Annotated in this window: 12 protein-coding genes; 9 read left to right on the top strand and 3 right to left on the bottom strand. The window is 39.6% G+C overall.

All coding sequences use genetic code 11. The annotated features are described in order from the left end of the window. The first annotated feature begins 194 nt into the window (after nt 1-194). The 7 genes from PluTT01m_RS12535 to PluTT01m_RS12505 all read left to right on the top strand — a co-directional run bounded on the left by PluTT01m_RS12535 (nt 195) and on the right by PluTT01m_RS12505 (nt 4,580). Nucleotides 195-326 (top strand): hypothetical protein, encoded by a 132-nt coding sequence (locus PluTT01m_RS12535; protein ID WP_109791587.1) that lies wholly within the window; start codon nt 195-197, stop codon nt 324-326. 160 nt (nt 327-486) lie between these two features. Next, the gene (locus PluTT01m_RS12530) at nt 487-798 is read left to right on the top strand and encodes a LapA family protein (protein WP_011146657.1); all 312 of its coding nucleotides are present in this window, start codon (nt 487-489) and stop codon (nt 796-798) included. 6 nt (nt 799-804) lie between these two features. After that, on the top strand, nt 805-1,974 hold the full coding sequence (gene lapB, locus PluTT01m_RS12525; RefSeq protein WP_011146656.1) for a lipopolysaccharide assembly protein LapB: 1,170 nt from the start codon (nt 805-807) through the stop codon (nt 1,972-1,974). Between the two features lie 44 nt (nt 1,975-2,018). After that, a complete protein-coding gene (gene pyrF, locus PluTT01m_RS12520) occupies nt 2,019-2,765 on the top strand; it encodes an orotidine-5'-phosphate decarboxylase (protein ID WP_011146655.1) in 747 nt (248 codons plus the stop codon). Continuing rightward, on the top strand, nt 2,755-3,081 hold the full coding sequence (gene yciH / locus PluTT01m_RS12515; RefSeq protein ID WP_011146654.1) for a stress response translation initiation inhibitor YciH: 327 nt from the start codon (nt 2,755-2,757) through the stop codon (nt 3,079-3,081). Before pyrF ends, yciH begins: the two co-directional genes overlap by 11 nt. A 389-nt stretch (nt 3,082-3,470) precedes the next feature. Further along, entirely contained in the window at nt 3,471-4,076 is a 606-nt protein-coding gene (locus PluTT01m_RS12510) for a TetR/AcrR family transcriptional regulator (RefSeq protein ID WP_011146653.1), read from the top strand. Between the two features lie 24 nt (nt 4,077-4,100). After that, nucleotides 4,101-4,580, top strand: coding sequence for a nuclear transport factor 2 family protein (locus tag PluTT01m_RS12505; protein ID WP_011146652.1), 480 nt, complete (start codon nt 4,101-4,103; stop codon nt 4,578-4,580). Between the two features lie 99 nt (nt 4,581-4,679). Here the strand turns inward: PluTT01m_RS12505 and PluTT01m_RS12500 are convergent, their stop codons facing one another. Both PluTT01m_RS12500 and PluTT01m_RS12495 read right to left on the bottom strand, forming a co-directional pair. Continuing rightward, nucleotides 4,680-5,960: a type II toxin-antitoxin system HipA family toxin gene (locus PluTT01m_RS12500; RefSeq protein ID WP_011146651.1), complete on the bottom strand. Its 1,281-nt coding sequence runs from the start codon at nt 5,958-5,960 to the stop codon at nt 4,680-4,682. Next, the gene (locus PluTT01m_RS12495; protein WP_011146650.1) at nt 5,957-6,319 is read right to left on the bottom strand and encodes a DNA-binding protein; all 363 of its coding nucleotides are present in this window, start codon (nt 6,317-6,319) and stop codon (nt 5,957-5,959) included. The genes PluTT01m_RS12500 and PluTT01m_RS12495 overlap by 4 nt, the downstream gene beginning before the upstream one ends. 267 nt (nt 6,320-6,586) lie before the next feature. Between PluTT01m_RS12495 and PluTT01m_RS12490 the strand changes: the two genes are divergently transcribed. Further along, nucleotides 6,587-7,936: a Fic family protein gene (locus PluTT01m_RS12490; protein ID WP_011146649.1), complete on the top strand. Its 1,350-nt coding sequence runs from the start codon at nt 6,587-6,589 to the stop codon at nt 7,934-7,936. Between the two features lie 87 nt (nt 7,937-8,023). Here the strand turns inward: PluTT01m_RS12490 and PluTT01m_RS12485 are convergent, their stop codons facing one another. Next, complete coding sequence (locus PluTT01m_RS12485) at nt 8,024-12,934, bottom strand: putative adhesin (RefSeq protein WP_011146648.1); 4,911 nt, start codon at nt 12,932-12,934, stop codon at nt 8,024-8,026. Between the two features lie 275 nt (nt 12,935-13,209). Here PluTT01m_RS12485 and PluTT01m_RS12480 point away from each other — a divergent pair, with 275 nt between their 5' ends. Next, nucleotides 13,210-14,235 carry an IS630-like element ISPlu19 family transposase gene (locus tag PluTT01m_RS12480; RefSeq protein WP_011144720.1) on the top strand — a complete coding sequence of 342 codons (1,026 nt, stop codon included), beginning with the start codon at nt 13,210-13,212 and terminating at the stop codon, nt 14,233-14,235. The last annotated feature ends 498 nt before the right edge of the window (nt 14,236-14,733 follow it).

Genomic DNA, 14,733 nt, shown 5'->3' with positions numbered 1-14,733 from the left:
ACAAGACATTCGTTACAAAGCATAGATGTGAAAAACAATACCGGTCTGGGAAATCAGCGGACACTGCGTAAAAGATTTTCTCTGATTATAATGTGGCTATATTTTGCCATATTTACCGCAAATTATCTGTCAAAAACTTTCAAATAATTATATCTACAATTGTGATGGTATGATGGTATGGTCTGATTAGCAGAATGGCATTAGGTATGCACTGGTCGCAGGACATTATCACATCAACGTTAATTAGTGCAGTATTAGTGATGGCTATCTGTTATCTCACAGAAAAATGGCGGTTGATTAACGACAAAAAGGATTTGGTGGTGTAATTGCTTCTTATTTACACTTAATCGATGGGAAGATATCGTAAAAGAGCTGAAAGACGCATTTATCATGATAAATTGCTTCCTTTATCCAGACTGGAAATGCTAATTTAATGAGCCGTTATCCAGCATAATGTCCAAGCAACAATAGATAACAGGAAAAAATGTGAAATATTTTCTGATTTTATTACTGATATTGGTGATCTTTGTCATCTCGATGACTCTTGGATCAAATAACGATCAGGTCGTTACATTTAACTATCTGATTGCTAAAGGGAATTACTCTATATCTACACTTTTAGCTGTATTATTTGCTAGCGGTTTCGTGTTAGGTTGGGTTATCTGTGGATTATTTTATCTTCGTGTTCGTTTGTCATTAGGAAGAGCTGAACGCAAGATTAAGCGACTTGAAGTGCAACTGGAGCAACCTGCTGAACCTTCGGTTACTGATTCATCGCTTGCACTTAGCAAGGAATAAACTCCTATGTTAGAGCTGTTGTTTCTGTTGCTTCCTGTGGCCGCTGCTTATGGCTGGTATATGGGGCGCAGAAGTGCTCAACAGGATAAGCAACAAAATGCTGATCGCTTATCACGAGAATATGTTGCCGGGGTTAACTTTCTCCTTTCAAACCAGCAAGATAAAGCCGTGGATCTGTTTCTTGAAATGCTCAAAGAGGACAGTTCTGCTTTTGAAGCACATTTGACTTTGGGGAATCTATTCCGTTCCAGAGGAGAAGTAGAGCGGGCTATCCGCATTCATCAATCTCTCATGGAAAGCGCTTCTCTGACATTTGATCAGCGTTTGCTTGCGACGCAACAATTGGGCCGCGATTATATGTCTGCGGGTCTGTATGATCGTGCTGAAAATATGTTTGCTCAATTGGTGAATGAAAAAGATTTTCAGGAAAATGCGTTTCAGTCGCTGCTGACTATTTATCAATCAACCAGTGATTGGAAAAAAGCCATTGATATTGCTGAGAAATTAGTTAAATCCGGCAAGCATGATTTACGGGAAAAAATTGCGCATTTTTATTGTGAACTCGCTTTACAGGAGATGAGCGGTGATGATCTTGATGAAGCTATCGGTTATCTCAATAAAGCGGTTCAGGCAGATAAAAACTGCGCCAGAGTTTCTATCATGTTGGGGCGCTTGTTTATGGCCCGGCAAGAGTACAATAAAGCGGCGGATGCTTTAAAATCTGTTCTTGAGCAGGATAAACAGTTGGTGAGTGAGGTGCTACCTATTCTCCAAGAGTGTTACCAGCATCAAAATCAGATTGATGAATGGGAAAATTTCCTGAAACGTTGTGTCGAGGAAGATTGTGGAGCCACGGCCGAGCTTTTGCTGGCTGATATTATCGAGCAGCAAAAAGGGCATGAAGTCGCGCAAACTTACATCAATCATCGATTAGAGCGTCATCCGACCATGCGCCTATTTTATCGCTTGATGGATTACCACCTGGCCGAAGCAGAAGAGGGTCGGGCGAAAGAAAGTATTATCTTGCTACGGGACATGGTTGGTGAGCAAATTCGCACCAAGCCTAATTATCGCTGCCATAAGTGCGGCTTTACTTCTCATTCGCTTTACTGGCACTGTCCATCATGCCGTTCGTGGGATTCTATTAAACCGATCCGTGGATTAGATGGTCAGTGACAGTGTCACCATAATATTGCTTTGTTAGTCAAAAAGGTTAAAAAATGACATCTCATACCTTAACATCGTTCGGTAGACAGATTAGCTCGCCTGTCATTGTTGCTTTAGATTACGACAATCAGGATACGGCGCTGGCTTTTGCCGATAAAATTGATCCACAGGATTGCCGTCTGAAAGTAGGTAAAGAGATGTTTACCTTACATGGTCCGCAGTTTGTTAAGTTGCTGCACCAACGTGGTTTTGAAGTATTTCTAGATTTGAAATTCCATGATATTCCTAATACCACCGCCAGAGCGGTAGCTGCCGCTGCTGAGATGGGGGTTTGGATGGTAAACGTACATGCTAGTGGCGGCACCAGAATGATGACAGCGGCGAAAGAGGCGCTGCTGCCTTATGGTCATGATGCTCCATTGTTAATTGCTGTCACGGTATTAACCAGCATGGAACAATCGGATCTGCAAGGTATTGGGATTGATATGACACCAGCGCAACAGGCTGAAAGGTTGGCAAAACTGACTCAGGCATGTGGGCTGGATGGTGTGGTTTGTTCTGCACATGAAGCTCAGCAACTGAAAAAGGTTTGTGGTCAGCATTTTCAATTAGTTACTCCCGGAATTCGCCCGACGGGCAGTGATGTGGGTGATCAGCGCCGTATCATGACGCCAGAACAGGCGGTATTGGCTGGCGTTGATTATATGGTCATTGGCCGTCCGATTACCCGTGCCGCCGATCCTGCGGCCGCATTGCGTCAAATTAATCAATCTATTGCGGGAGTGATTAATGCAAGATAATAATTCGCGGTTGGTCTATTCCACAGACAGAGGGCGTATTCAGGAAGAAACGGTTGAATCTCAGCGTCCAAAAGGGGATGGCATTGTTCGTATTCAGCGTCAAACCAGTGGCCGTAAAGGAAAAGGGGTTTGCGTGATTACCGGGATTGATGCTGATGATCAGACGTTAGCTAAGCTGGCGGCTGAGTTGAAGAAAAAATGTGGCTGTGGTGGTTCAGTGAAAGAGGGTGAGATCGAAATTCAGGGCGATAAAAGAGAATTATTGAAACAGTTACTCGAAGCCAAGGGTATGACAGTTAAATTAGCTGGTGGTTGATATACCCGTTATCTTTCAAGTCCATAGGGTATAGAAGGGCGGATATTCGCCCTTCATTCATTTTACTCCAGAGTCTAATTATTGGTAGTATTTTAAGGTATTTGTTAATAATATTCTTAATCATTTTAATTAGAAATAACTCACAATAAAGAGATAAAATATATTATTGTTAATATTCTATGAAAATAATATTTTGATATTATTTTTTCCTCTTAAGGATAGTAATATAATTAATATTATTTCTTCATTTCTCTGATAAGATCATTATTAAAAGGCATTTTCGTATGGGAATGAGCAACTTTGATGATAAAGGCGATGAACATTAATAATTACTTTTTAAATCATAGAGATAACAATTTAAATCTATTTTTTCAGTAAAGAGGTTGACTATGGAGAATGATCGTTCTACCATGAAAAACATGGAAGGTGAGCAGGCGCCCAACATCAGGGAAAACATGTTGGATGTTGTAGAGGAATTAATTTACACAAGGGGGATTGCGGCGACGGGTATCGATCTGATAACGCGCACGACAGGTTCTTCACGTAAGACAATTTATCGTTATTTTGGTACGAAAGAGGGGTTGATTGAAGAAGTTCTTCGTCGGCGAGATGAACGATGGATGCGGGGGTTTACCTCATCAATAGCTGAATATAAAACACCTAAAGAGAAATTGCTGAATATTTTTTTGGTATTACAAAGATGGTTCGCGAGTGATGATTTTAGAGGATGTGCATTTATCAATACATCCGGTGAGCGCCCTAATCCTGATGATCCGGTAAGAATAATTGCTAAGGAACATAAAGAGAAAGTTTTTACTTACGTGCTGTCTATTTGTAAAGAAATATCGCCGGATTCATCAGTGGATTTAGCGAGGAAGCTCCTGCTCTTAATAGAAGGCGCTATTACAACTGCGCATGTGATGAATGATACACATTATGCTTTAGAGGCGATGAATATTGCCGAGGCATTGCTGAGTAAATACGATGTGAATTAATGGAAAATTTAATTAGGAGACAATATGTCTAATACAAAAGAAATTCGCCAGCCGGTGCCACCATTTACCCGCGAAACTGCTATTCAGAAAGTCCGTTTAGCGGAAGATGGATGGAATAGCCGTGATCCTGAGAAGGTTTCATTGGCCTATTCGTTGGATACCCATTGGCGTAATCGTGCTGAATTTGTGCATAGCCGTAAAGCAGCACAGGATTTATTAACCAGAAAATGGGCAAAAGAGCATGAATATCGCTTAATTAAAGAACTTTGGGCGTTTACTGATAATAGAATAGCGGTTCGTTATGCTTATGAATGGCATGATGATTCCGGTAACTGGTTTCGCTCATATGGTAATGAGAATTGGGAATTTAACGAAGATGGCTTGATGTACAACCGTTATGCCTGCATTAATGATCTTCCGATAAAAGAATCTGAGCGCAAATTTCATTGGCCTTTAGGTCGCCGCCCTGATGATCATCCAGGATTATCTGAGTTAGGGTTGTAATCCTTTTCAGGCGCTGGTCGAGACGCGGCCAATGCGCTTGTACTCCCTGCCGAGGGCCTTCTGATTAACAGAAGAGTTCAGAAGGCTCATACTTTGAATTTATCGTTTGAGGTAGGACAGATTTCGGTTAATGCAGTCCGTGACCTGATGAAGTTCGTTAGTGGGAATATCATCAGTGACATCCCGTGCAGTATGAGCGAAGTTGGCGGCGACATCCGCTACTTCATCAATGATATTGTTCATTCTGGCCGGCGCGATGCCTGCATCTTTGGCAACTTTCAACAACATGGTGCGGGTGATATCGGTTCCGTAGCCGGTCACCGAAGTCTGATGCTGTCCGCCGGGGCCATCCGCAAAGGTTAGATCATAGGCGGGGGACACTACCCACTCATTGCTCTTATTCAAAATGAAGGAGAAATTCTTCACATGATCATCACGATTATGCATCAACACGTTGAACACCATACGCCGGACCTGGGTTTCTCGCGCAACAACAGAGCGCGTGATGGAGCCCGTCGCCCGTAAGATATCTATGTAATCCATACAGGGTAATCGAAAGTCGGCATGTAGGGCGCCGGCCATACTCAGTACCGGCACCCGCATTCCATTCTCACGATCGAAACGCTGGACACCGAAAGCAGCAAGCTCCCCTCCAAGGCGGAAATAGCGACTTGTGGGGAAATCAATGCCCGCTATTCTGGCAGTACAGGCATATGCTTCTTCAAGGGCACAGACCCAAGGATTCTCCTCTGCTGCGGGGAATTTGACCAACCAAGGTTCACTTTCTGGGAATGCAGTTGTTTTCATCTGGCCGGTGGATGGATTGTATTCTACCTGTGCTTTGGGTCTGGCTCCGTGAGGCGAGCCGCCAAGCAGGAAAAGTTCACGCAGTGCCTCCGAATCCTGACCGGTGACTTCCTGACGGATCTGCTGAGCCAGTCCAGTCAAGTTCAGAATACTGTATTTGTCTTCCTGATCCTCCGGTAAAGGCAGAACAGGTTGGTAGGTCAGAGCCCCCATCGTGTTATCGCTCAGCAATGCCAGGCGTTCCAGGACGGAAATCCGGCCGGGATCGACATGATTACGGCGCAGGAACCGGTCCATAAGCAGCCGTCCCCAGCCATCCGGCAGGGAATCTGCGATGAAACCAGGAAGCCAGTCCTGAAAGTGCTCAAAATTCGCGTAAGTCTCTGTAGAAAGTGGCAGTTGTAGGGGCGAGAATTCGATACCATTATCAAGAGCTTCATGGGTGTACTCAAATAAATAGCGGCCACTCACAGTACTTTCGGCCAGATGACCTAACACCCACTGTTCTCCTCGCCCGCGGTAGATCACTTGTAGTCGGCCCAGTGACCGGTATTGAAAGTTTTGGGTCGTCATTTTTTTGCGTCTCCTGATTGATGAGCGCGGCCATTGCCTGAGGGTTTCCGAGACGAACGTTGGGTTCGTCGGGCGCGCTGGCGAACTGGTGCTTTCATGGCTTCAAGCTGTGCAATGCTAGTCGGTTGTAGCATAAACAGGGACTTAATTGCGTTCTCCAGCCGCAGAGCAAAGACGACCTTCATGAAATTCTCAAGCGTGCCCCGCCCGCTGCCTTCAAGTTTTTTGAGCGCAGAGACGGAAATACCGCTCCTGAGCGCTAGCTCTGTTTGGAGCATGTTACGCCGTAACCGGTGCTCACGGAGGCGGTGCCCAAGTTCTGCTAGCAATTCCGATTCGGTATAAAGTATTAGAGCCATGAATACACCTATTAAGTTTAAATTTTATAGTTAAGAGTCTTTATTATACCTCTTATTTTACCAAAATCTGATATGAAAGTAGAAGAGTTTAAGAGCTCTATTTGAAGCTTATAATGGTATTTAAGATACTTTAAAGTTTTATATAAGTCTTTTATAAAATAAATCTTCCGTTTCAAACAGTTCATGAATCTGGTTTATTCGTGTTGGTTTCTTTAAGGATTTACTGTCATACTTACCTATACATCAAATTTTAAAATGTGAGGTAACATGGAAAAACATCCGGTAGAACAATCACCTAAACTTGATTTCTCAAATTTAGATTTTGTTAAATTCGGGGAATACCTCAGTGAATATAATATTGTTGATAAACAAGGAAGATACCTTCATTGGAGCCAGCTTAAGTGGCGAGTTCCTGGTAAAGAAGCTGAACACATCTGGTATGCGGTAAAGTTCTGTAGAGATCAGTTGAAAAAAAGTACGGGCTTATTTGATAAAAGTGGGAATGAATTTAGTTTTTGTATACATGATTCACTAGAACCAAAGTTGCACAAAATTGTACAACTTGGTGCCGGTAAAGTCGCCGCACTTGCAGGATCTCAAGCATCAGATAATATTCAACAGAATTACTTAGTATCATCTTTACTGATGGAAGAAGCCATCACCAGCGCTCAATTGGAAGGTGCAGCAACTACCCGAGCTGATGCAAAAAAAATGCTAGAGGAAGAATTAGCGCCCAGCACTCCTGATGAGAGAATGATTCTGAATAATTATATGCTATTAAAGCTAGCGGATAAAAGAAAACAAGAACCCCTTACAAGGGATCTAATGCTTGAATTTCACAGAATAGCGACTAATGGTGTATCTGAAAATGAAAATATACCGGAGGAATTTAGATGCAGTAATGATATCTACATTGGAAATGATGACAATCCATTATTTTACCCGCCAAACTATGAGGAGTTAGAAAATAGGTTAGAAGAATTATGTACTTTTGCTAACGAAAATCATAATGGAGAGGATGGCAGGAGGTTTATACCACCAGTAATAAAAGCGATTATTCTTCACTTTATGATGGGATATGAACACGCATTTAAAGACGGGAATGGCAGAACTGCAAGGGCAATATTTTATTGGTATATGCTAAAGAATGGATATGATATTTTTGAATATATTTCAATAAGCAAGGTTATCAAAGAGCAGGCTAAAGAGTATGGTATGTCATATCTTTATGTTCAGAAGGATTATGGAGATTTAACTTATTTTATCGATTTTAACGTTAATATTATTCTAAACGCATTTGATGAATTACAAGAGTATTTAAAAGTAAAGACAAAAGAATTTTATGAAATTGTCGATGTGTTGGAAAATTCAAAGTATAAAAGTAAGCTAACCTTCATTCAGAAAGATTTAATTAAAAAAGGTGTAAAAGAACCTGGAAGATTGTTTAAAGTTAAATCGGTTCAAAATGTATATGATGTTAGTGAAAATACAGCTAGAAAATTACTTAGAGAGCTTGAGGCAATGAATATATTTTTTCCTATAAAAATAAGACGAACAACTTATTATATTGCCCCCGCAGATCTACGTAGTAGGCTAAATAAGATATCAAAATCGTAGGCAGAATTAGTGCAGTTTAAAATAAATAAGGCGAGAAAATATTTCTCGCCTTATTTATTAGTGTTTCAAGTAATACAAAGAGAACTTTTAATTATCCATAAGTAGGAAAGGGGCGATACCAACAATTTTTTCTGTTATGAGATTATAATGCAGATTTACTGCAATAACAGAATAAATTATTGCTCCGTCGGGCGTGAGAGTCGCCGAACGTTTTGAACGAGAAAGAACCACCGTTGGTTGTAGTTTGGGTTCATAACCACCGCCAAGGCCGGTATCATGTACTGATTTCATATTTATTCTGTTCAATTCTTCACGACAGGCAACAAAGGTTATTTCATCATATTTTGCCATCCTTTCGTTGGTTTTCAGCAGCGTAAAAATATCGGACAATTTTTTACGATTCCCCGCTTCCGGGCTGACTAATAGTGCGTCATATTTATTGATATTCGTACTGTCTGTCCTATTTTTCCATACTGCCGCTTTCACTTCCTCATCAGGCATTTTCTCATAATATTTGATACCGTAATTTCTTACCCTACCATGATTAACTGTATTGGCTTCTACTCCAGTGGCTAGCAGATAATTTTCAATATCATTGGTAGCCATATTCTGAATATCGTTCACGGTAAACGTCTTATCACCTATTCTTACATTAGCCAGACTTGCTGTGTTGCCTGCTTTAATTGTTGCATAAGGTTGTACAGTCAAGCCGCTATTACCTAATGTAACATCAAAGGGAGAATTTAATGGATTTTCCGGTGATTCCAATAATGTCTGACCGTGGGGACCAAGAAATTGAATCGTTTTTCCCGCAGGGACTTGCGTCATTGCACTATCAGAGAAAAAATATCCATGTGAACTCAGCATTAATCTATTCGCCGGTTCATTAGGTACTGTCCATAATTCGAATGCACCACCAAGCTCAATTTTTTGTGGTTCAAGTTGAGGATATTCTTTTTGTAAAATCTCAATTCTGAATTGTGCTTTTCTTTTTCTCATATCACCTGATCCAATATCTATATCCGCCCCTGGTTTTTTATTCGCTTTTCGCCATTCCTTCACTCTGTTACGGTAATCAGTAGCTGATTCATCGGGCATTTTTTCAGGTTTTCCACTACCCACACCCATGACATTGCGGGATGATTCATTTGTGCTTATTCTAGTACTTGTTAATGGGATTTGACTATCTCCTTTACCATAATAAGGTTGAATAACATACTCGCTTTCACCTTTGAATATGGCATATTCTGCTCTGAATCTATTTTCAGTCAATAAAGCCGAATTGTTTTCTAATAAATAGCCAGAATTACTGAAATCAAATAACGTATTTTTATCATTGGCGTAATATTTTGTTCCCACAATGCGTGATTCTTCCAGCAAAGAAAAACCGCCACTGACTTTTTGATCAATTATTTTATTATCGATAGAAGTAAACCATGTTGGGTAACGATTATAATAGATATGTAGCATCTCATGATATAAAGCGATAGCAGGCTCACGGGAACGCCAAGGCTCCTCGACAAGTTTTTCTTCTGTGCCAATCAAGTGATTCTCTGGGTCAAAGGCAATACTGCTACCGGCGCTATTATGGGCATAAAATTGACCATTTTTCTCGCGTACAATGGCATCCATCGTTGGTGGTTGTATATTTAAACCCTGTTTTTCAAGCTCTTGAATAACGATATTTCCGGAAGGGATTTCACTTATTTCATCTAGTACGTGAGTGACTTGATTAATAAAGAGATCATTACCTGTTATTGTGATCCCGATAGGGGGAATATTTACGCGGTTACTCTCTATGGATGTGTATTGTATCGTTTTTTGGATATTACCCGAAGAGTATTTTGGCATCGGTGTGTTAGGTATTTCTTCAATAGCTAGGGCCATTTTATTGATTGCCGATGCATTAGGTAATTGATTTCCAACAGGATAGATTTCCCTCAATAGATAAGGTAGTTCGGTTTTGATGGCATTAATTTTTTCAGCCGAAATACTTAGGTTTTTTGGTAATAGATTGTTTTGTAATGGTAAGTTGACTTCACGTATCCAAGCTTGTTGGATATTCACTATCTCTGTGTTGAGTAGGGCTTGTTTATCTCCAAGTTTTAAAGATTTTTCCAAGAAATGGGTTAATGTATCAGTAATATCTGATAGTTTATCGATATCATACTTTTCATGATTTTTGAATGCGGTATTGATATGAATAAATGCATCCAATATTTTATCGTTATTAATATTACTGCGTGCTGCTTCAAGTTCCTGATCTATTTTTTTACTTTGCTCCAGGATAAGAAATTTATTAGATACATCGGTATGAGTAATCCAATGTCCATTTTTATCTAATTTCACCGCAGGCCAGTAACTAAATTGTTGCGGATAAGCTGGATTGGCTACGCGCCAGGTGTGGTTTGTTTCATCCCATTTGACTTGGTAATTAGCACCAGATTCCTTTATATAGTAGTTCTGTTTAATTGCGGTTTCCACATTAGCAGGGCGTATTGAATAGATCCCTTTATATATTCCCTCATTTGCATGAGCTACCATTCGGTTGAGTGAAATATTGCTGACTTGCCATTCATTTTTCAGTTTACCAAGCCCTCTGGTGCTTTTGCTAAAAATATCGGCGAAACTTTTCTCAAGTTTAATGCTATTTTTTATCACACCTACTGCGCTTACGACTCCTCGGTAAGTTAAGGTCAATGTTGATCTAATGGGCAAAGGTTCGATTAAATCGATTAATCCACCGAGCAGAATGCGGGAAGATTGGCGTAAAGTGATTACGCCATGCTCTGGTAATGTTCGGATAACCGCTGTAATTAGAGCTCTTCCGGTCAGACCGGCTTGTCTGAGGCGTAATGTAGTTTGTGTGACTTTAGCGGCCATTGATTCAGTCAATGACATACCTAGGGTAGCAACAACTAACAGCACATTCGCGGTATCAAAGATAATTGAACCGACATCCTCTCCCGTTAATGTATATTCACTATCGGTTGTTGCTTTATAGATAACATTATAGAAAGGAATCAGAATGGTTGCCGCGATATGCCAACCAGAGGTAATATCCAGAGCTTGTTTACTTTTTATTGCAATATCGTTTAAGCCTTTCTGCACTATCGTTGTGGTAACAGAAAGTAAGTTATCTTCTTTATAAAAATTAAATTTAGGTGAGCCTGTGAAACTAATTCCGACATTCATTCCTGAGGTTATACCATAATAATCATTCCAAAATGCGTCATAAGAATATTTATATCGGCTTGTTTCTGAGAAGCCGCTTAAGGTTTTGGCCCGTTCATAGCCAATCGGGAAAAGTCTTTTTCCTGTACGAACCATTCTATTTGCCATTAATATCCCCATGCCTATCTCTATTTTTTGCTCAATTAAAAATAGTGCATTGGGTCTAGACATAGCACGTAAGGTGGGCTGGCTATCAACTTGTTGTTGGGAATATTTTCTTGCCTTCACTCCTCCTTGTATTGTTGAGACAACCAACCAATTACCCTGATACATTTTTATCATGGCGACATTTCCCATACCCTGTTCGACTGAATAGAGAAAAGCTTCTTCTGGTGGATTAACAATCTCTTCGGTAGTTAATTGCGCAGCCGGAGATGAAAGTATTAATTTACTAAGTAAAATGGATTCATAATCACTGTATTTGTTTTTATAAACATTAAATTGCTCATTAAAATTATATTGTGAATCAAATTTATCTCTCTTTTTAAAATCGATAAAAGAAAAGTATCCTGCTGGCTTTACGTTGTTTTTATTGAAAGGATTAAGTTTTTGCTTGTCATTTTCAAATAATTTTATTGTTTCTAATGTAGAATACTTAAGTGCTTGTTCCACATTGGCATTCTCTTTTCTCATTCGATAAATGATTGCGGCTGTTAAAATAATACAGCCTTCCATTTCAATATGTTTTGATTCTTGATAAAGAACATGATCCGTATCATAGTGAATATTATTTTTTTTAAATAATAATTCAGCTTGATCTTGGGCAAAAATTATATCGCGATAATCACCATGACCTTGAGTCATTTTTCCGATTTTAGGAGCAATCTGATATAATAGGGCACCTAATGAAGATAAGACTAATAAATGATACTTAGCAGCTTGTAGAGTTTGCAGGTCAAGAATATCTTTCTGGCTATACTCGGTACGATGTTGTTTTTTTAATGCTACCTCTTCTTTGGCTAGTAGAGCTAATAGTATGTCATCTCCAATGCTGATACTTTGGTTTATTTCTGGATGAATAATGGGAATGCCTGGATTAATATTATTAGCAGAAATTAAACTATTCACCTTTTCAATACCTTCTTTATAGGATTTGAAAAGATCTTCTTTATCTTTGATTCGTTGGTTATAATCTGATTTTTCTTTATCATTTAATGCTACATTGCCATCTGACATAAAAGTTAGCAATGCATCTGAATAGACCTCATCATCGATATCTCCGGTAGAGAATGCCTGACGATATATTTTCAGCAAAGGTTCTTCTGCGTTAATCTCCAGATCCTGCCATATATCGACTTTAGTTTGATCTGAATCGACTTTATCCTTATTTATGCTTGCTAATTTTTCATGAATTTCTATCTTTGATATTAAGATATTGATTGCTGTATCGATATCAGAGCTGTTATAATTTTTTATAAAGAAAAGGTTAAATATATTATTAATGTTATTCAGTAGCTCAGAATATTTTATTTCGGAATATTCATTGAAAACGGCGTCCACAGCTTGTTTCAAAGTCTGTTGTAATGTAGTTGAGTATTTATTATAAGAAAGTAAATTTTCTATAATATATAGAGCCATTTCTTTAATATCAGAGGTTATCCAAGTTGGATAGTCTTGATTGCCTTTCAGTAGGTGAATAAATGGCTTATTTTCATTTTCATCTCGCTTATACTCCCAATATTTTCCATTGACCGCAGTATATTCATTTTCTTTTAATTGATAGGTGTCGTTTTTATTTTCGATATCATATTCAAAATGTGACATATAATCCTCCAAGTTGATTAAATTTATTATTTATTTAGCTATATAGCTACTATATCCATTTGATTTATAGAAATGATTGTTCATATAAAAATATTATTTTTTGATTTTAAAGTCACAATCATAAGGTAGGGTGATTATAGTTAATCTCAATTAATATAAAATATCAATTAATAACATTGTAAAATTATTAATTAGTATAACTATATATAACTATATATACCCGTAATCATTGAAGATGCTTGATTTTATCCGAAATGGAGATCATTATCCTCGCTATGAAAATATTCATTACCGATGAACAAAAAGCCGAACTTGAACATCTCCATCACACCTGCCGTGATAAGAGGGAGTGTGATCGCATCAAAGCGGTCCTGCTGGCCTCTGAAGGCTGGAGTTCAGTGATGATCGCTCAGGCCCTGCGTCTTCATGAAATGACCGTTAACCGTCATATCAGCGATTACCTTAATCAAGGTAAACTTAAATCTGATAATGGGGGGTCTGATAGTTTGCTTTCTCAAGAACAAACTGATTTTTTAATCAATCACTTATCTCAACATCTTTTCCATCACACCCATGAAATCGTGGCCTATGTTGCTCAGCTCTGGAATATTACCTTTAGCATTCCCGGCATGAATAAATGGCTACACCGTCAGGGTTTTTCTTATAAAAAACCTTGTGGCGTCCCTCATAAATTCGACGCAGAAAAACAGCGACAATTTATTGAATATTATGAGAATCTTAAAGTCACAGCGAAAGACGAACCCATCCTTTTTCTTGATGCTGTTCACCCGACTCAAGGCACCAAACTCGGTTATGGCTGGATGCGAAAAGGCGAGAAAAAAACAGTAAAAACAACAGGAAGCCGGACTCGCCTGAATATATTGGGCGCGCTCAACCTGAATGCCATTGGTCGTACGGTGTTCCAGGAATATCAAACCATCAATGACTACAACATTTGCTGTTTTTTCAATGAAATAAGAAAGTCTTATCCTGACTATCATCAAAAAATTCATCTTATTGTGGATGGGGCGGGTTACAACAAAGCTCATCTTGTTAAGGAGTGGGCTTATGTTAGCAATATTGAGTTACATTACCTTCCTCCCTATAGCCCAAATTTAAACCCAATAGAGCGATTATGGAAGGTCATGAATGAACAGGTTCGAAATAACCGTTATTTTGCGGATAAACATGAATTTCGAGACAACGTCTTCAAATTTTTCACCACAACGCTACCGGATATAGCGGACTCGCTGATGTCTAGAATTAACGACCATTTTCAGGTGCTAAAAACTGCATCTTGAAGTTTCTTGGGTATATACCCAATGGATTTCAAGATGGATCGCGGCGGCAAGGGAACGAATCCCCGGGAGCATAGATAACTATGTGACCGGGGTGAGAGAGTGCAGCCAACAAAGAAGCAACTTGAAAGATGACGGGTATAAATATTTATTTATAGCTTTTTATAATTATGGTTAGGACAATGTATCTGCTGAGGAGTGGGCTGATAAGGTCTCTGTGGCTAATACGGGGGTTATCGGGTCGGGCAAGGAGACTTTCCCCCTGCGCGATGCGATCCGCTACCGTGGGTATCCCCAGTGGCCTCGCTCCACCCGTCGTTTTTGGTATCTCGACACGCCGAACCACCGGCGGCATATAGCTGCCCGAGGCCATTCGATTCCAGAGTTTGTACAAGTTTCCTACGAGGCTCTTCTCAAATTCCTCAATCGATTGACCATCGATTCCTGCGCTACCTTTGTTGGCTTTTACCTTCTTGTACGCTCTCCATACTGCCAGTTTGG

It is taken from the genome of Photorhabdus laumondii subsp. laumondii (assembly GCF_003343245.1).
Classification (GTDB): domain Bacteria; phylum Pseudomonadota; class Gammaproteobacteria; order Enterobacterales; family Enterobacteriaceae; genus Photorhabdus; species Photorhabdus laumondii.
This window is presented reverse-complemented; position numbering and strand designations above follow the sequence as displayed.